The organism is Chishuiella sp. (assembly GCF_032109125.1).
GTDB lineage: Bacteria > Bacteroidota > Bacteroidia > Flavobacteriales > Weeksellaceae > Empedobacter.
Genome location: NZ_DAMCLZ010000023.1, coordinates 1 through 19,449 on the forward strand (window position 1 = coordinate 1; position 19,449 = coordinate 19,449).

Here is a 19,449-nt window from a genome sequence, read left to right on the forward strand (position 1 = left end):
GCTATTTGCGGTAGCGAAAACATAAAATAAATTATAGGCTGATAATGCCTATAATACCACATTATGTAAACATAGCTTTGGTGGGGTGGCTGGGTTTAGGTTGTAGGTTTTAAGTGATATGTTTTAAGTTTTTTTTGCTTTTGTTGGCGATTATAGTGATTAGTAGTTAGTAAATAGTAAATAGTAAATAGTGATTAGTAATTATTGGGTATGATTATAAAACTTATTATTCATGGGTTTTATTATTCATTTTCACCTCTTATTTCTCGATACAATTTTCTTTTTCTAAAGCAACGAAAAACACTCGAAATGACAAAAAAAGCCCCAACTGAATTATTATTGAGTTGGGGAGTTTATTATGTAAGAAGCAAAACTGGAATGGAACCGCAGTTGCTTTTTTGTTGTTGCCCTATACACTTACAAACTTTGCAAATAGGCGTATGTGTATGACTGGCTATCAATAACTACCTGATGTATAATTTTGTTGTGCAAACTTTTAAGCTAATGTCGTCTCTAATTTGTGCTTTATTTTTTGCCAATTAGGAAGGAAGTCTGTTAATAGGTTATAAAATTCCTTTGAGTGATTCGGGTGAATTAAATGACATAATTCGTGAAGAATAACATACTCAATACAAATTTTACTTGCTTTAATTAGTTCTGTGTTCAATAAAATATTTCCATTTGTTGCGCAACTTCCCCAACGCTTTTTTAAGAATTTGTGACTTAGAGAAATTTCATATTCTTTAAATCTTGGAAATTCTTCTAATAACGTTTGCAATAACTCTGAGAAAACAACATCAGCTTTTGATTTATAGAATTTTGTAATAATTGGTTCTATATCCTCTTTTGTTGTTTCAATATGCATCAATCCTTTAGCTAATGAAATTGTACTGTAACCTTTCTCTTTTTTAGTTATTTTCAATTTATATTGACGACCTAAATATCGATGCGTTTCTCCAGGTATGTAAATTTTACCAGACGTAAATGGCCTATATAATTCAAATGCTTTTTGTTGTTGAATGACCCATTTTGATTTAGGTTTCACCTTCTCTAAGATAATGTCTAAAGGCGTATTTAAAGGAGCTGTAATTTGCACATTACCTTCTGGAAACACTCTTAAATCTAATGTCTTTCTATTTGAATATAAAACCTCTGCTTCAATAGTCTTACTCCCATATCTATATTCAATCTTATCCATCAATCCATCTGTTTTTTTGCAATTTTAATTACTTCTTCTATAAAAGCATCAATTATATCAAAAGGAATGTTTTGCTCTAATTGTAAGGAAATACCATAGAAATAATCGTCTAATTCATTCCAAATTTTCTTTTCTAAATCAGCATTTGATTTCCAATCTACAATTGGTTTGTCACCCTCTAAAACAACCCCTTCAATTAAAGATCTTACCTCTAAAGCAATATCCGCATTTTGATTATTATCTTTTAAATGCTCTGATAATTTATCATTTATGAAATTATAAAATGCAATCGCAATCTTATTATCTACAATACTTTTCGGTACATTGTCTTGCTTACCATTAATAAACGTATTTTCAATATCCTTGATTCTGTTTAAGTATTCAGCCTCATTAATTCTACTTTGCTTGTATTCTTGAATGGTTTGCTTAATTAAATCTGACAACTTAGTATAGAAAATAGGATCTTCTTGCATTTTAATGCTAATCCCTTTTGATGTACGCGAAGCAATATGATCTGCTTTAGCTGCACTACCAATTAACTTTTCTACTTCATCATCACGTTGTTGTTTATTAAAAATATCTATAGGTTGGGTAATTTTTAATACTTCACCATCTGTAACAATGTGTTTATCAATTAATTTTTGAACTTGCTTTTCATATTCTTTATAATCAATATCATCAAAATATCTTCTCTTAACATCGATGCGCAATTGGATAAAGAACTTGCTTTCTTTTTTGTATTTTTCAATGATTTCATCATTTTTACTATCATTGAACTGTACGGTAGACATCGCTAAATTAAACAAACGAAGAAACTTAGATAATTTTTCGTAAAATGTATGGCGCATTTCTTCATCACCTAATAAAACAGCATAAGCTTCTGTATCAAACTTATTCTTTACTGTTTTAAAAACATCCCATAATTCTGAATATGCTTGAGGCAATTGATTTATTAATTCGTTTACATTGGTAACAGAACCTTTTACGTCTTCTTTATCTAACTCATTATCCCCAGAATAATCTTCGATAGCTTTGTCTAAATTTTCTAAGTTTCCGTAATAGTCGATGATTAACCCATAATCTTTTCCTTCGTGTACACGATTAACCCTTGCTATCGCTTGCAATAAGGTATGATCTTTTAAATTACGTGTTAAGTACAATACACGATTTATAGGCGCATCAAACCCTGTTAATAATTTATCAACCACAATGATAATTTCGGGATGTTCTTGTTTTTTGAATGATTTGATGATATTTTCTTCATAATCTTTATGATTACCGTACTTATCAATCATTGCTTTATAAAACTTCTGCACTACGTCTTCGTTTTCAACATAAGCATCGTCATTATCTTTGCGGCTATCAGGAGCTGAGATTACAACTTCTGAAGTTACTTTACCAATCTCCTTTAAATAATTATGGTACATAATGGCGGTGGTTTTATTTGGAGCTACTAACTGTGCTTTAAAACCAGTACCTTGTATGAATTCAGTAAAATGATCTGAAATATCCCAAGCTCGATCATAAATTACTTGATCAGATTTATTAATCGTGTTTTTAGAACTGAATTTTCTTTTTAAACTTGCTTTACCATATTTGGTTAAAGGTTCAGAAACTTTTTCAAAATAATTATCTAAAGGCTTTTCGTTTACAGTGATGTCGTTGTGACGCCCTTCATAAAACAAAGGCAATACCGCTCCATCTTCAACTGCATCTTTAATGGTGTACTCATCGATAACGCCTCCGAATTTTTTAGCTGTATCCTTTTCAGACTTCATCAAAGGAGTTCCTGTAAACGCAATAAAACAAGCATTAGGAAACGTTTTTTGCATTTTTACGTTGAAGGTACCGTATTGACTACGATGCCCCTCATCAATCAATACAAATATTTCAGAAGAAGTAAAACCTTCAGGTGCTTTTGCAACTGCTGCTTTAAACTTGTTTATGATGGTTGTAATTACAGCATCAGATGAACTGTTTAACAAATCGATTAAATGTTTACCCGTAGAAGCTTCGACTACATCAATTTTACATTTTTTAAACGTATCTGTAATTTGATCGTTTAGGTCGATACGGTCTGTAACTAAAACAATTTTAGGATTTTTAATGTTTTTATTTAAAGCAATCATTTGAGCAAGCATCGCCATAGTCAATGATTTTCCACTACCTTGCGTATGCCAAATAACACCTCCACGACGCTTACCATCAGTACCTACTTTTTCAATTCTTTTAATTGTTTTTTTGATACCGAAATACTGTTGGTAACGTGCTATTTTTTTAATACCATCATCGTATAAAATATACTGATACATTAATTCTAAGAAACGTTCAGGACGACAAATTGAATAGATCATTTTGTCTTGTTCTGTAAGCATTACAACATCTTTTTCTAATTCATTAAAACGTTTAAAAGTAGCTGCATATCTTGTTTTAAATATTTCAGTACGCTCATCATTAGGTAATGTAGCTTGCTTTATATTATTTAACTCTTGAAGAAATTCTTGTTCCGTATATTTTTTAGTAAATTTTTCAATCCAAACGTTCCAGAATTCTTTTGGCGTACCTGTAGTTGCGTATTTAGCTTCATTAACAGCTAATCCCATCACTAAATTAGAGTACACATACAAATCACGAATGCCATCCTCTTTTTGATTTCTTAAATTCTGAGAAATCGCTTCATCAATAGGAGATTTTATTGCATTGGATTTACATTCAATGATACCTAAAGGCAATCCGTTGACAAACAAAACAATATCTGGTCTATACGTGTCTGAACGATTGGAACGCGTTACTGCAAACTCTTCTGAAACATGAAAAATGTTGTTTTCAGGTTTTTCCCAATCGATATATTTAAATGAAAAACTCTTGCGATCACCATTAATGGTTTGCTCAAAAGATTTACCTAACGTTATTAAGTCATAAAAATGTTGATTGGCATTAATATATCCTAAATGAATGGGTAAATCTTTTACCTCATTTATAGCCAAGTTTATATTTGCATCAGAAAATGGATGTTTTTCGCCTTTGTAATTAATACTATTGATCTTAGCTAATTGCTCTTTAAGAATCGGAGTTAATAACACATTGCTGGTACGGTTATCTCTTAAAACTAAAGCTTGTTCCGGTGAAATATATTTGTACCCCAGCTTCATCAATAATTGAATGGCTGGGATTTGACTGATGTGATCTTCTTGGTATGATGGTGTCATAACATTATCTTTTAGTATTTATTAATAGTTCATATAGATTTGATTTGATATCCAATTCAGCACCTAATCCTTGCCTTGAATCTCTTCTAAAACTTTCAAACCTTCTATCAAATTTATCTTTATGATAATATTTTACTACTTGGTCAAAATCTTCTTGTACAATACAATTTCCTTTCAGACCAATAATTGTATGTTCTGTTATTTTATTTATACTGTAAATTTTTAAATAACGCTTATCAAACCTTTTAATTTCAATAGCTATTTCGTCACTTGGTAAAGAAGGTTTAACAGCCATTAAATTACCATAGGAACTAATGGCGTTCCTATATTTTTTGTTAAACGTTTTATTCAAGACACTTCTAACTTCCATACGATTAATACAAGCATTATCGTAGCACATTAATATACTACCATATTTATGTTTTTCAGAAATTTCAATTTTAAACATGTACGGTTCATCAATCAATTCGTTAGACGAAATCATGTACGTACTATCTTCAAAAATATACATAATACCAAGTGTTTTTTCTGAATAACTACTATTTGTTTCTTCTTGTTTAAGCCCAATATTTTTTATGTCCTGGTAAAAATCAATATCAATAGTTGCATCAGTATCAAAACTTACTATTTCAGTACTTTCCTTATCACTTGAAAAACTATTATTTTGGTTTATTTTATTATTCGATATGTTACTTTTTCTAAAAATAAAATCAACAACATCATCTCCCTTTAAAATACGTGTCTGCACCCCTTGACGTTGGTAAAATTCATTATCTAAAGCAATCGGTTTTTCGTATTTAGGAATAATAATTTCTAAATAATCTAATATTCCAGTTTTATGGAATTTATAATCAATCAAGGCGTTTATTTCTTTAGGGAATACCGCAGCTATTAACGATTGAATGTGATTTTGGTATTGATCTAAAGATTGTATATTTTTAGAATATAAAAGATCGTTTTTGATTCCAATTATATCTCCTGTGTCATTCACTCCGATATATAATGATCCACCTGAGTTATATGAATTTAAGAACCCAGCAATCGTTTTTAAAATTATTTTTTCTTGAGGTTCTTCAGAAGCTGAATAAAAAATAGAAGTTTTAAATTCTTGATTTTTTGATTCAGAACCTAGATTAGTTATCACAACTTCTGTTTTCTTTTCAGAATCATCCGTTATATAAGTATCTTTTAAAACAAATTCTATGTTGTTTTTATTCCAATTCGGAATATTTGAAATGTATAACTGTTGAATTATAGACTTTTTAATGTATTCTAAGACCTCTTTATCACTGTCTAACTTCAAAAACAAATTGTAAGATTCAATCAGTTTTTTAAGCGTATATAATTCATCATTACTATGGATATCTAAAGGAATTTCAAGATATTTAGTATTAAAAAACTTAATTAGATTAATACCACTATCGTCCGAAACATTAACTAAATCAATAGTATTTAAATCATCAATATCTAATATACCTCCTTGGATTTCATTATCTTTTAGCTTAATAATTTCTGCTAGCTTAAGTAATTTGTTTTTATAATTATCCGTTTTATCCGTTTTAATAATTTCACTGATCGCAATAATTAAATAATAATGGATGATGGTATCAACAGAACTATTTAAGTAGAATAATCTTTGTTCAAGACATTGAATTAACAAAACACCTAAATTTCTAATTCTGACATCATAAGTAATTTCGTTTATCAATTCATCTTCCCCTAAATCTTCCTCAAATTCAGTATCCTCATTATTTTCATTCTCATTTTTTTTAGTAAGATTTGTATTTTTATGAATAACACCAGATTCAATTAAAAAATTTCTAAACAATTCTTGAGGATCTTGGTCAAAACTTGATTCACTTAATACAGCTCCTTCCCCAATAAAATTTTGAAATTCGTTGTTGTAATCTACAATATTAACCTCTATACTATCGTCTATGTCAAAGTCAGCATTAAAAATAATGACAGGCCATCCTTTTTCAGAAATCCCATAAATATTATCTTCATATTTTTTTAGCACCTTAACAGTTTGAACAGAATTCTCTACCAAATTGTTTGAAACAAATTCATCAATAAGAATACTAGGCGAAATTGTCAATCGATCATTTTTCATTTCAACAATCTCGAATTGAACCTTATCGTGCATTTTAAAAAACATATTGATGTTATTTAAAATTCTTGATTTATGAATAGTATTGATATGAAGAATCGTGTTAAACTCTTCGCCCTCTATTTTTAATTTTAAAAAACAATATTCATTATAAATGCCTATAGACGTAATTCGACCACTATATATCTTTTTACCGTCTATTATAAAATCAGGTTTTATTACTTCGTTTTTATAATTAAGTATTTTAAGAATAGTATTTAAATTATCAAGTTCACTATTATTTTCATGAATGACATCAAATTCAAACTTAGATAAAACAGAAATATTTAGATTTTGATAATTATCTAAAAGAATTTTATTTGAATCTTTTAATTTTTTTGCACTTCTAACTTTATTAATATTGTTTGGTAAAATTTTCAGATGATTATCCTCAAATAATAACATCCCTGATTTTACGTACATTAATTTCTGATTTTCTGGATATCTAATCATACCAAAAAATTCTTCATAAGAAATATCAAACGCATTGTTGTGTTTATACACATTAGGTTCTAAATACGCTCTGTGAACTATAAGATAAATTGCTAAATCTAACAACCTTATATCTTTATGATAAATTGCTAAATATCTTAGGTAATTAATCGAACTATACGTTGCATTCATATTCTCATTAGAATATGAATTAAGAATTACGACTAAATATTGATTCGAAATTAATGATTGAAGGTTTAGTTGACTTTCTTCAGAATCATCATCATTAAAACCATCTAAAACTTTATCGCGAAGTCTGTTAATTTTTTCTATAATTGATTTTGCATAAGAATACCTTTCATAATCTTCAAAAAAACCATGTTTAATCATTAGAATAATCGTATCGTAAATCAGACTATTTGCATCTGAATTAAAATACTGAGAAATATTAATAATCTGTTTTAGGATATTTTTTTTCTTTTGATTCAGGTATGGGGTACGAGCTAAACTTTCTTTAATATCTTCTAAATACTTTTGATCTTCCCCTTGTAAATATATATTAATGGCCTCAGCTAAAGCCTCTAATTTTTCAATTTTAGATTCAGCTTTACGAATGATATCAGGCCTTCTAAATTCACTGAAATTTAAAAGGTAATTCGAACCTTCTAAAATCCAATATTCAAGTTTGATATAGATATCAACAAGAGAAAGACTTCTTTCGTAATTTTCTTTTTCTAACTCCGTATAAATTTCAATATCTAAGTTAGCTAAGTACGAGAAAACCCATAAATTTTCTCCTTCGTTATATTGATCGATATAAGAACTGTTGTTACCCGTTTCTATATCATTTTCATCATTAGTTAAAAAATCTTTATTCTTGAAAAAATATTCGTCTTCTTTGTCTGCATATCCAATTTCTTCGAATACATCTTCGATCAAATAATTATTTTTACTCCAGTCAGCTAATTCATTTACAAGAGTTAAGAAGCCATTGTCAGTTATTTTTAATACAATTAATTTTATTTCATCCTCTTGATTCAGTTTATTATAATCATTATTAAACGTTAAATCATTGTATGGGTAATAATTGTGGCGTAAATTAAATTGGTCCTTTAATATCCATTTTGTAATTCCTGTTTCCTGATTAAATTCTTGTTCAGTAATAACTAAATTAATTTCTTGACCAATAGTGAACAATTTAGAAACAATAGAATATCTTGTAAGTTTTAAAGTTTGAGTATTAGAATCCTTAAAAGTGCCTAATGTTACTTGAAGGGATTTACCTAAATCGGCATTTTTTAAAATAGAAGGAATACTAACTGAATATACTTTATTTTTGAATTCTATTTTAGCAAATAAATTATCATTTCGATTAATATAGGTTTCTAGAATTGGAATATTATAAATTTTATTTGTTTCAAAATCAGAATAATCAATCTCATAAGTAACCGGTTCGTATACTCTGTTTTTAAATTTAAGTTTATTATTATCCAAGTCGAAATCATCAATCTCTAGTGTAATAGTTGTTTGATTTTCTTTTTCTTTAAATGATATTGGAATTCCAAATTCCAAAGATTCATAATTAGATATTACTAATACTTTATCGGTTTCTTTATTAATTTTAAATTCGTATGATTCACCAATTTTATACAAATTAAGAATACTGTATTCAAACCTAATACGGCTCGTAAAACTATTATACTCTTTTTCGTATAAATAAATTTCTTCTCCAATAGAATGGTTTAAGTAAAAACATTTTTGTGGTTTATCTGTAATTGCATCTGTAATCCAGGTAGAATTTTCTTGATGTGAAAGTATTTTATATTTTCTGTGTCTGTTATGATTCATAGTTTTTTTTTGTAGAGTTTATGGTTAATAAATTTATAGCATTTTACGATGGTATTGAAAACGTTTTCCGAATTCTTTTTGCATTTTACCTGCTATGAAATCGCATAGTTTAATGCGGTTTTTGGGCGCTTTGTTGTTGCTGAAGAAGACGTGTATTAGGATAATATTTAAATTAGGATTTTCTTCTAAAAAAGGGTACAGTTTTAAGACATTGGTGTTGGGATGTTTTTGAGTGCTTTCGCACTCTAATAACACCCAATTGTTTTCGTTAACTATCGCGTAATCGTCTACATCGCCCCATCCGTTTAAGGATAGTTCGTTGTGTTCGAATTTGATATTTAATTCTTCTCCTATTAAATCTGCTATTTCTTTATTCTGTTGGTTGGTTGCTTTCATACTAAAAATTGATTTTAGGTAATTCAGTAGTTAAGAGGTCTGTTATTTCGGTAGATACAACGTTTGTTACAATACCTTTAATGGCATTGAATGCTGACTTTATTATTTTAGGAGATTCTTTTTTCTCTAACGCTAATTTGATTTTACAGATTTCGAATGCAATTTCATCTCTTTCCTCATCTAAATCCTTTGCTAATTGTTCAATTTTAGCTGTAAGATTTAGCACGTCTTCTTCAAAATTTTCATGAAATTCTACCTTATTGTTAGTCCCTCCAACTATATTCGTGTCTTGAATGTTTGCAGATGAGTTATCGCTTATGTACACCCCAGTATTGATAGTTTGATGAACAATTTTGGCAATGTCTTCTTTTTTCTCCACTAGGTTAAAGTTTAGTTCGTTATTGAAAACCGAATCGTTTAATTCGATAAAAGTGTCTAATAATTTTGCTTTAGCCTGATCAATGATATTAGTTATACTATACCTCGATATAATTTTGTAAATGTTACTAACTTCACAATCTTGTAGTATTTTCTGTTGAATTAAATATTTTTCATATCCATTTAATGAATAATGAATGTTACCCTTTTGTTGAAGCATCATTTGATCTAAAGCTACAATTGTTTCTTTAAAAGGAATTTGCATTACTTCTTTATATTTATCAGAACCAAGATTTAAAATTGGTACTTCAAAATTTGTGTATTGCTTCATTAGACCTAAACCTAAATGCTGAACAAAACTTGCTTTTACTGCTAAAACATGTATATTTCTATACACTGGTAAATCATCTTCTGTATTATAGCCATAGATAAATTCGTTATCTACCCAAGTTTTGAATTCTTCGTTCTTTAATAATTTAGAAACGACTTGAATTTTACTTACCAAATTTGTTAATGGCTCGTTATTCGCCATCCCCACAATAATATCTTCGATTAAGCTTTTAATATTCATGTTAGTGCTAGCCTATTTAGTGTTATACCGTACGTACTCTACCGGTTAATAATTGCTGCATTAATCCTTTCTTTTGAAGTTTTAATGCCTCTAGTTTTTGTTGGTATTGTTTTACTTCTTGGTTGGCTGTGTTTAGGATTTCAGCAACTTTATCTTGTTCCTCTAGTGTTGGAATTAATACCTTTAGCTTTAATAAATCCTTTTTACTCAATACTCTATTTCGGCCTGCACCACCAGGAGAAATATTCTCAAGCATTTTTCTGAAAAATGGTTGAAGAATTAAATGTCTAAAATATTCGACCTTAACTTGATTCGTATCTATTTCGTATGTAGGAAAACGATGAGAAACTAAACCACCAACATCTTCTTTACCCACAATTGCAACTGCGTGTTCCCAAGCAAAAGTTATATTTACAATGAAATCATTCTCTTTTACTTCGTATAATTTATCCATTGCAATTGCTTTTGGATCCGAATCTGGTTTGTGGAATAATCCTTTTCCGTGACTTCTAATCCCTAATGCTAAATAATTCTCTGTTGGTTTATCAATTTCTCTTGGTGTAAAAGTTAAAAATTTGCTTAAAGCAATTTCTTTAGAATTTTTACTAACCATTTTTCCTCTCAACAACGAAAACGCCAACGCCTTATTTCTATCTTCTAATTTTTTGATGATGGCATCGGTATCTTGGATGGCTTTATCCCACGTGGATAAAACTTCAGCAATTTTTTGTTGCTCTGGGAGTGGGGGAAGTGGGAAAGAGAATTGTTTTAGCTCATTACCTGAAATAGCTTCAAAAGTACTTCCTTGAGATAATTTACTCCAATTATCTTTATAACTTTCTAAATAGAACTTTATATAATTTAATGAATCTGAATTAGAGTGTTTTATAGAGCAAACGCCACGTCCTAAACAAGAAACATAAGATGCAATACCCATTTCACCAACAGGAGCTCTTACAGTAAATATTAACTCATCTTTTTCACAGGTTTTTGTTATTTGTGAAGTATAAAATCGAATAATTGATTTTCCATCTACAATGTCTGCGTTACCTTGTATCAATGGTAGACCAATCCCTTCTGTATTATAAAATTGAGAATTTGGAGACTGTCCCATTGTTACGTTAAATTCTTCTCCCAACTTCTTCACTTCCCATTCTGTAGGGATAGGGCCGATGGCTGTATTTTTATATTGTGTTGTTTTTGTCATTTTGTAATATTTTTATGCTAGGTCTTCGTCTGTAATGGTAAACACAGACTTTATTACATCTAGTGCGTCTTCGCTTTTAGCGCCTTTCATCCCCATTGCTTTAAACACATCGGGCGTAGGTAAATCCTCTTTTATCATTTTAAGGAAATCTATCATCAGCTCTTTGATGGGTTGAGGCAATTCAAAGCGCTCTTCTCCAGTAAATAGCAAAGCTAATTTAAGGCAATCGTTTTTATGCTTTTTTAGATGTTTGCTGTCTTCTTTGCTTCCATTAGCAATACGCCCCGTAATATCTAAATATGCTTTTGCCTTTAAAGCAATTAAAGCTTCTGTATTTGCACGATGCACATCTGACACGACCACACTATGTTCTCTAATAAATTGGTAGAAGGTATCATTAAGTAAGATTGCTGACAAACTACTTAAATCATCATCTACCGGAATAGGCGTTAAGTGCATCTCAGGATCTAATTCAATCAAATCTGGTTTACGTGAAAACAATTCTATCTGCTGTGGAAAATCTTCGTTTTCCGGATCCATAAATCGATAGTATTGGCGTTCGTCGCTGCTTATTTCTTTTCGGTTGTAATTGCCCTCTTTTATAAATTGCCAAAATTTTTTTAAGAATTCCGGATTTAAAGCTTCTATCACTAAAATGATGTCAATATCTTTTGTGGCACGAGGTACTAATCCTTCATCTTCTATAATCATATCGCAAGCAGTACCACCAATAATGATATAATTATCTGGAAACCCAGCAAAATATGCTTTAAATTGTTCTATACCATCTACCATATAAATCGATTGATTAAGTGTTCTAATTCCATTTGCACACGTTCGTCTTGATCGTCTTTATAGGTTAAGAATAAAGAAATGGGATCGACCTTGTCGTATGCTGATTGACTGATTCTGTTGATGAAACTTGGATCGTATTTCCATATTTGAAATAGATATTCTCCACCAAATTCATTGAATGTATTGGGTTGGTTATTCTTCTTAATTAAGTTAAATGTTTGATTATCTGTAGCAAAAGCCATTTGATCGCTTGGGTTTATATTGGTGTACTCCGTTAAGGCAGTATCTCCTGCTTTTAATAATGGTAAATTCCAATTAAAATTATCCGCTACGAAATACTCTTTAGCAATGGGATTGATAAAAATGTTGTTTTCTAACCCTTTTTCCCACAATGTTTTTCTATCGAATTTGAATTGGAACATTTTATAACGACCACGCTGTTCGATTTCTATTAATTCTAATTCGACTAAATTTTCGACTGCACGTGAAACGTTGATGGTATTTACCTGAAATTGGTTTGCAATTTCTTTTAATGGAATATCTTCGATTGTATATTGATTATTTGTATTCAGCAAATGTGCAATGACTAATACCTGAGCAAAAGGTTGCAAGGTTTGTGCAGTACGTCCTTTTGTTTGGTATCTGTATTCTGTAAAATCGATGAACAAGTATGGTATATACAGTTGCTTAAACGGTACGATAAATGCCCTATTTTTTTCGATTAATCGTTTACGATTATAGGCTTCCATTTCGTCCACACAAAGAATAATGGGTTGATTAATTCTTTCTTCAATATTTGCTAGTTGCGTGTCTATGGCTGCAATTGTAAACTCGTCATCCGTTTCAGCATAGGCAATGACGAATTTTTTATTTAACATCAACAACTCGTACCATCCATAAGCATTACGCAAATAGATGGGTAATTGATTAAGGATATTCTTGCTTAAAGGGCTTACCTCGCAATGAATTCCTATCGTTTCGTTGATGTAATTTTTTAGCTGAATCATAATACTAACATTGAAATTGCACGATAACAAATATAATGTTATTATGCAGAAAAAGTGTTATTAAATTAAAAATCAATAATTTTATTCCAATCCTTTATTCCTGAAGCCTTATCAAATTGATTGGTAAGTAAGCTCGTGTTCCTTATGTTTATTATCTCATTGGCTGTATGTGTATGACCATAAATCCAATACAGTGGTTGGTATTTAACAATCAACTCCTCTAACGAAGATCCATAAACAGAACTGAAATTTTCTTGTTCCGGAATAGATAAGATTACAGGACAATGATGTGTTACTACGATGGTTTTACTGGGATTTGCAGTTTGAAATTTATGCTCCAAAAAACTCAAGGCATCGATATGAAATGCATTATAATCGAACGCATCTATATAATCCTCTTGGTATTTAATGTATTTAAAATCATTGATGTGATATTGTAAAAACCATCTTTTGTTCAGATCTAAATTAGACCATAAAGTAGAGCAAATCATTTGATAATCTTCTATCAGAACCGATTGGTTATTGATTAAAAATACATTTTCTCGAATGGGAATATTACAGGATTGATATGATTGGTAATCTGAGCCATAAAATTCATGATTTCCAGGAATCCAAAAAACTTTAGTAAACGCCTGACTGATATGATCTAGGAAAAAATTAATTTGATCGATCTGGTTTAATGGTATAATATCGCCAGCAAGAACTAAATAATCGGCACAAGGTTGAACAGGATATTTTTCAAAAAACATCCTGTTGTTATGTGATTCTAAATGAAGATCTGAAATGTATTGTATTTTCATTATTTTTTTGAATTACCGTGTTCTACACCACCACCATGCCATTCGCCAGTTACTAACCAAATAGTTGTTTTTTGGTTTAAGTAGGTTAATCTATATGAGCTTTAATTCCTTTAAAAACGCTTGCATTTTAGCTTCTGTTTCTGTCAAACTGTTTTTAAGTTGGTTGATGTCGTTGTTCACTTCTTTGATGTCTACTTCGGCTTCTTCTTCAAATGTATCGATGTAACGAGGAATATTTAAATTGAACTCGTTTGATTTAATATCTTCAAAGGTTGCACGGTAAGAGAATTTATCCGTTAAAACTTCTCCATTTTCTGCTTCTAAAGCAGGTAAAGCTTTGAATTTTTTAAATTCATCAACTATCTTTTGGATGTGTTTTTCACTTAATTTATTTTGATTTTTACCAGAATCGTACTCTGCACTTGCATCTATAAACAACACATTGGTATTAGAACCTTTAGCTTTATTGAAAATAAGAATAGCCGCAGGAATACCTGTACCAAAGAACAAGTTAGCAGGTAAACCAATTACAGCTTCTAGCATGTTTTCTTCAATTAACTTTTGACGGATTTTACCTTCGCTACTTCCTCTAAATAATACACCATGCGGAACAATAACACCAACTTTTCCAGAATCTTGATAAGTTGTTTCGATCATGTGAGAAATGAACGCATAATCACCTTTAGATTTTGGAGGTACCCCACGATGGAAGCGTTTGTATGTATCTGCATCTGCGTTTTCTGCTCCCCATTTGTCTAATGAAAATGGTGGATTAGCTACTACAATATCAAACTTCATTAAACTATCTTCCTCCTTTAATTGTGGGTGGTTTAACGTATCTCCCCATTCGATTACTGCATTATCTTCTTCATGCAAGAACATATTCATACGTGAAAGTGCCCAAGTAGAACCGTTGTTTTCTTGACCATATAAGGCGTAATTTTTTCCTTCGATTTCTTTGGCAACTTTAATCAATAAAGAACCCGATCCACAAGCCGGATCACAAATACGATTTCCTGGTTGCGGATCAACTAATTTAGCTAATAAGGTACTTACCTCTGATGGAGTATAGAATTCTCCAGCTTTCTTTCCTGCTTCACCAGCAAATAATGAAATTAAGTATTCATAACTATCACCAATTACATCATTATTTTCTAAATGAAAAGGTTGTAAGTTTAGCTCATTTAAATCTGTAAGCAGATTTTTTAGAATTTGATTACGTTGTTTTGTAGGTCCAAAAGCAGTTTCAGAATTGAACGATATGCTACGGAATACCATAGATAATTTTGAACGGTTTTCGTCTTCTAATTTGGTTAACGCAATATCTATTAACTCTCCAATGTTATTTTCGTTACGATTCTCAAAAAGATAATCGAATGAACTCTCTTCAGGTAATACGAAACGCTCACGTTTTAATTGACGCTTTACCATTTCTTCATTACCATCGTATTTAGTTCTTAAATCATTTGCTTTTTCGTTCCAAACGTCTGATAAATATTTTACGAATAATAATGTTAAGATATAATCTTTATATGATCCACTTCCCATGACAGGACGTAATGAATCACAAGCTTTCCATACTACCTTATTGATTTCTTGTTGCGTTAATTTTGCAGCCATATTTTTATTTTGTTATTTCGTTTATTAATTGGTTAAATCTTACTTGCTTTTTTTCTTTTAGTTGTTCTAATAATTGTATTTCTTTATTATGGAGATCATAAATTTCTACAATTTTATGTTGTACTTGTAATGATGGAAGATTAATTTCGAAATCTGCTAATTCGTTTTTACGAATAGAAGGAATAGAACTACCAGCACCAATACTGTTGAAATAGTTATGACTTTTCTTGTGGTTTAGAATACAAGTTAAATAATCTGGTAAAACTGCCTCTCGATTCGTTTTTATAACATAGAAAATAGATGATGCTACAGCATCACCCATTTCCTTTTTGTAACAGTGTGCGAAGAATCTCATTCCTTTTCCTACTAATAAAATATCACCATCTTTCAAGAGCATCTCACCTTTACTTTCATTCAGTTCAACGTATTTATCCACGTTATTCAAAAAACTCCCATTTTCGTTAAAATTACGAGCTTGTAAATAAATAATTCCTTGATTTTCAATTTTACTCGTATGAAAACCAAAAGTAAACGAAGCAATATCTCTTAATTTCACCTTTTGATAATTTTTCATTGTAGAATGTTTCAAATTTCATTTTACAAATATTGAAATAAAATTTAACAAATCAAAAAATATTGTTAATTTATCTTTGTAGAGTATTTCATTTTTAAAAAGTAACCTAAGTAACCAAATTTCGGCAAAAACATTTTTTTGTTTTTTGAGTTTCTGAAAAAACTGTTTCAAACGAAGATAGTAACGCAATAAGGAGAACCAATGGTTCTCCTTTTCTTTGATTTTAGCTTATGTTACTAGTTTTTGTTTTGAGTGATTTTACAATTTTTTCTTTTGGTCAAATTTGGTTACTTTCCTTACTCGGTGTTATTCGGTGTATATTTGAGTATTACAATGAAATTTTAACGTTTTTTGAGTGCTAAAAAAGTAAGGAAAAGTAAGGGGATTTTTGCACCTAGTATTTAGATTTGAGATGTTAGATATTAGACTTGTTTTTTTATTTATCATTCTAACTCTTTGTTCATTTTTTGGACTTGATCGTATTCTAATTCTTTGACTGCATATACATACGAACCATTTTTAGAAATCCTCATAAATCCGTGTTTCTTTAATGCTTTACCCAATTGATTTACTGTTCCGCTATTAATGTTGATGTTACTGAAATAAGCTAACCTTGTCGCTATTTGGGTTGTATTTAAAAAAGCAGTTGCTGTTTCTTTATCTGCTTTCTCGAACCAAGTTAATAGCAATTCTTCTTCTGGGGATTTGATTTGGTATTGCTCGTTGTTTTGGTTGATATTTTTAATTTCTTCGTTGTTGAACCAATATCTAAATCCTTGATCTATTAGATGTAAAGCTTGTTTGTAACAGTTATCAAGGTTTACGATGTGATGATATTCGATGTGTTCTACTTCAAAGCATAGAAATCTTCTTGAACCTGTTGTATCGTTTAAAAATTGAGCAGTATTTACAGAACCTGCAAATGATGCTCTTCTTGGTAATGTTTCATTGTTATGTCCATACGCTTTTCTCATTCTGATATGGGATTTTGTAATGATTTCTTTTAGTGATCCAATCTCTGTTTTGTTTAAGTTTTCTAACTCATCTAAGTTAATTAACATACATTCTGCCAAATGGATTAAAGTGTCTTTGTTGTTGGGATTAATCGTGCCTGAAAACAGATAATCCTTTAATGGCTTAGGTACTAATTTTTCCATCCAAGTTGTTTTTCCTATTCCTTGTTTACCACTGAATACAATAACTGTTTGATTGACTACTTTTTCGTTTGTTACACAAGCTACCATTGCTACAAACCATTTTTTGAAACATTCTAACCATAATTCTTGGTTAGTTGTTGTTATGGTATTGGCTAATTCGGTAATGTAGTCGACTTCTTGATTTATCTCTGGCAACGTTGAAAAATAATCTTTGAATGGATCAAATTGTTCCACATAATCTGACATTAATAAATAGCGCAATCCTTGAATGCTGCATTTGACTTTGGCTTTTAATACTTCTCTAAGAATCGAGTTTTCTACGAAATCTGTAATTGGTTTGTAGATTTGGTTACGAACCTTTTTGTATTCTAACTTTCCTGTTACAATGTTGTACCTAAAGTTGTACCTTTTATTTAGGAACATTTCCAATCGTTCTATGGCAGCAGGTTTTTCTTCGTCATCATCTATTTCTTCCTCGTTTGTTGTACTACTTTTCGGTTTTGTAGTTTCCTTTGTTTTCGGAATTTTATACTCTCTATCTGTACCAAATTCGTGTGTATTGTTGTACGCACTTTTGACTGCGTTCATTACTTCGATTTCATTGTAATTGTAATCAGATAATATGAATCCTAACGCTTCTGCATAACTAATTCCTTTTCGATTTAAGTTACACGCTAATTGATGTACAAAGTTATTTCTGTTTCCTTCGACGTAATCCATTTTCTGTTTTGTGAATCTGACGCAATGATCGTATAATAGATCTGTAGTATTGAGATTTGAGCTATTAGATTTATTCGTGTTATGAGATCCTGAAACAAGTTCAGGATGACTAACTGAATTAGATTTCTCGACAAGCTCGAAATGACAATTTTGTTCAGAATGACAAGAAAAAACTTCTGCGTTTGGATTAAAATAGATTTCTGGATCATAGGAATAGAAACATAAGCGAGTGATGTCTTTTCCGGATTTATCGATTTCAATTTCTAACTCTTTTTCGTAAAATTCTTTGACAATGTTGTACGTATTTTTGTGTTCGTCTTGATTGGTTGAAACCTTGATGAATAGCTTTAATCCGTTGTTTGATGGGCTGATAAATGCGACAAGTGTTGTACTTAATTCAATCGCTTTTTGTTTGATTTCGGCAAGTTTATTTTTTTCTACTTTATCAATATCCAGGACGATTAGTTGATTGTAATTTTGGAGGTAGTCTAATTTTCTACCTCCTTTGAATGTTGCACTTGGTGTAAAAGCTAGTAGTGATTTCTTTGCTTTTTCGTAAGGTTCCATTTTACCTTGTTCTAAGGATTTACGCAAATACAAAATTTGACTTTTGTATGTTCCTTCTTTGATTTCTGTTACGATTTGCTCAACTGGTATGGTGTTAATTACCTCGTTGAAGTTTTGGAATAGGGTGAATTTTATGCTCATAGTATTGAGATTTGAGATGTTAGATATTAGACTTTTGATATTCTATATTCTTCTTTTATCTTTTGTTAGAGAATGATTTGTTGTAGTGTTCGTTCAATAACTTTTCGACGTCAGACATTTTGTAGTAGATTTTGTTGCCTACTTGACAGAATGAAACCTTTCCTTCATTTCTCCACGTTTGAGCAGTTCGTTTTGAGATTTTCATTAGCATTAGAAACTCTTGGTTATCCATAAATGTTTCTTGTTTAGCTGCTAATGCTTTGTTTAATTTTTTAGTGATTTCCTCTAATTGGAATACGATCGCATCGTATTGTTCTTTTGTTAAAATGATTGCTTCCATTTTCTGATTTGTTTAAGATTATGAAGCAAATGAAGTTTAAGAAAAAAAGTCGCCAGGTCTTAAGTTGGTCTTATAAGACCAAAATAATTTTGAAACTAACTGTTTATCTATGATTGGTTAAAGACTTGCTATTTTTTGAATAAGACCTTTTTGAGCAAAAAAAATCCTAACTGAGTAAGTTAGGATTGAATGCTTTAAAGCAATTTATCTATATCTATTCGCTTATTTATGTTTGGTCGTTTATCTTCTCGTGATGGTGTGAGTATGGTTTTAATTGTATCAATACTTAACCCGTAGTGCATTTAGATAATATTAATTTTTAAGTTGTTAATATTTCTAT

General features: G+C 30.3%; 13 protein-coding genes and 1 pseudogene. All 14 read right to left on the reverse strand.

Annotated features, from left to right (window positions below):
- Positions 1-496: 496 nt before the first annotated feature.
- Positions 497-1,198: a SprT family zinc-dependent metalloprotease gene (locus RT575_RS15180; RefSeq protein WP_313567122.1), complete on the reverse strand. Its 702-nt coding sequence runs from the start codon at positions 1,196-1,198 to the stop codon at positions 497-499.
- Positions 1,198-4,407 (reverse strand): type I restriction endonuclease subunit R, encoded by a 3,210-nt coding sequence (locus RT575_RS15185; protein ID WP_280063273.1) that lies wholly within the window; start codon positions 4,405-4,407, stop codon positions 1,198-1,200. The genes RT575_RS15180 and RT575_RS15185 overlap by 1 nt, the downstream gene beginning before the upstream one ends.
- A 4-nt stretch (positions 4,408-4,411) precedes the next feature.
- The gene (locus tag RT575_RS15190) at positions 4,412-8,836 is read right to left on the reverse strand and encodes an ATP-binding protein (RefSeq protein ID WP_313567121.1); all 4,425 of its coding nucleotides are present in this window, start codon (positions 8,834-8,836) and stop codon (positions 4,412-4,414) included.
- 33 nt (positions 8,837-8,869) lie between these two features.
- Positions 8,870-9,232 carry a hypothetical protein gene (locus tag RT575_RS15195; protein WP_280063276.1) on the reverse strand — a complete coding sequence of 121 codons (363 nt, stop codon included), beginning with the start codon at positions 9,230-9,232 and terminating at the stop codon, positions 8,870-8,872.
- Between the two features lies 1 nt (position 9,233).
- Complete coding sequence (locus RT575_RS15200) at positions 9,234-10,181, reverse strand: hypothetical protein (protein ID WP_313567120.1); 948 nt, start codon at positions 10,179-10,181, stop codon at positions 9,234-9,236.
- A 22-nt stretch (positions 10,182-10,203) separates the two neighbouring features.
- A complete protein-coding gene (locus RT575_RS15205; protein ID WP_313567119.1) occupies positions 10,204-11,388 on the reverse strand; it encodes a restriction endonuclease subunit S in 1,185 nt (394 codons plus the stop codon).
- A gap of 12 nt (positions 11,389-11,400) precedes the next feature.
- The gene (locus tag RT575_RS15210; RefSeq protein WP_313581993.1) at positions 11,401-12,183 is read right to left on the reverse strand and encodes a hypothetical protein; all 783 of its coding nucleotides are present in this window, start codon (positions 12,181-12,183) and stop codon (positions 11,401-11,403) included.
- Entirely contained in the window at positions 12,177-12,851 is a 675-nt protein-coding gene (locus RT575_RS15215; RefSeq protein WP_313581995.1) for a hypothetical protein, read from the reverse strand. Before RT575_RS15215 ends, RT575_RS15210 begins: the two co-directional genes overlap by 7 nt.
- A gap of 404 nt (positions 12,852-13,255) precedes the next feature.
- A complete protein-coding gene (locus RT575_RS15220; protein WP_312149936.1) occupies positions 13,256-13,990 on the reverse strand; it encodes a metallophosphoesterase in 735 nt (244 codons plus the stop codon).
- 90 nt (positions 13,991-14,080) lie between these two features.
- A complete protein-coding gene (locus RT575_RS15225) occupies positions 14,081-15,610 on the reverse strand; it encodes a type I restriction-modification system subunit M (RefSeq protein ID WP_313567115.1) in 1,530 nt (509 codons plus the stop codon).
- Between the two features lie 4 nt (positions 15,611-15,614).
- Complete coding sequence (locus RT575_RS15230) at positions 15,615-16,184, reverse strand: restriction endonuclease subunit S (RefSeq protein ID WP_313567114.1); 570 nt, start codon at positions 16,182-16,184, stop codon at positions 15,615-15,617.
- Between the two features lie 443 nt (positions 16,185-16,627).
- Positions 16,628-18,061 carry a VapE domain-containing protein gene (locus RT575_RS15235; RefSeq protein ID WP_313581998.1) on the reverse strand — a complete coding sequence of 478 codons (1,434 nt, stop codon included), beginning with the start codon at positions 18,059-18,061 and terminating at the stop codon, positions 16,628-16,630.
- Positions 18,062-18,262: 201 nt separating this feature from the next.
- Positions 18,263-18,769, reverse strand: a pseudogene (locus RT575_RS15240) (BT4734/BF3469 family protein); the annotation flags it as partial.
- A gap of 55 nt (positions 18,770-18,824) precedes the next feature.
- Positions 18,825-19,109 carry a helix-turn-helix domain-containing protein gene (locus RT575_RS15245; protein WP_313581997.1) on the reverse strand — a complete coding sequence of 95 codons (285 nt, stop codon included), beginning with the start codon at positions 19,107-19,109 and terminating at the stop codon, positions 18,825-18,827.
- Positions 19,110-19,449: the final 340 nt, after the last annotated feature.

Coding starts and splice junctions, on each gene's coding strand:
- RT575_RS15180 (WP_313567122.1), bottom strand. CDS start 1,198: ATGGATAAGATTGAATATAGATATGGGAGTAAGACTATTGAAGCAGAG.
- RT575_RS15185 (WP_280063273.1), bottom strand. CDS start 4,407: ATGACACCATCATACCAAGAAGATCACATCAGTCAAATCCCAGCCATT.
- RT575_RS15190 (WP_313567121.1), bottom strand. CDS start 8,836: ATGAATCATAACAGACACAGAAAATATAAAATACTTTCACATCAAGAA.
- RT575_RS15195 (WP_280063276.1), bottom strand. CDS start 9,232: ATGAAAGCAACCAACCAACAGAATAAAGAAATAGCAGATTTAATAGGA.
- RT575_RS15200 (WP_313567120.1), bottom strand. CDS start 10,181: ATGAATATTAAAAGCTTAATCGAAGATATTATTGTGGGGATGGCGAAT.
- RT575_RS15205 (WP_313567119.1), bottom strand. CDS start 11,388: ATGACAAAAACAACACAATATAAAAATACAGCCATCGGCCCTATCCCT.
- RT575_RS15210 (WP_313581993.1), bottom strand. CDS start 12,183: ATGGTAGATGGTATAGAACAATTTAAAGCATATTTTGCTGGGTTTCCA.
- RT575_RS15220 (WP_312149936.1), bottom strand. CDS start 13,990: ATGAAAATACAATACATTTCAGATCTTCATTTAGAATCACATAACAAC.
- RT575_RS15225 (WP_313567115.1), bottom strand. CDS start 15,610: ATGGCTGCAAAATTAACGCAACAAGAAATCAATAAGGTAGTATGGAAA.
- RT575_RS15230 (WP_313567114.1), bottom strand. CDS start 16,184: ATGAAAAATTATCAAAAGGTGAAATTAAGAGATATTGCTTCGTTTACT.
- RT575_RS15235 (WP_313581998.1), bottom strand. CDS start 18,061: ATGGATTACGTCGAAGGAAACAGAAATAACTTTGTACATCAATTAGCG.
- RT575_RS15245 (WP_313581997.1), bottom strand. CDS start 19,109: ATGGAAGCAATCATTTTAACAAAAGAACAATACGATGCGATCGTATTC.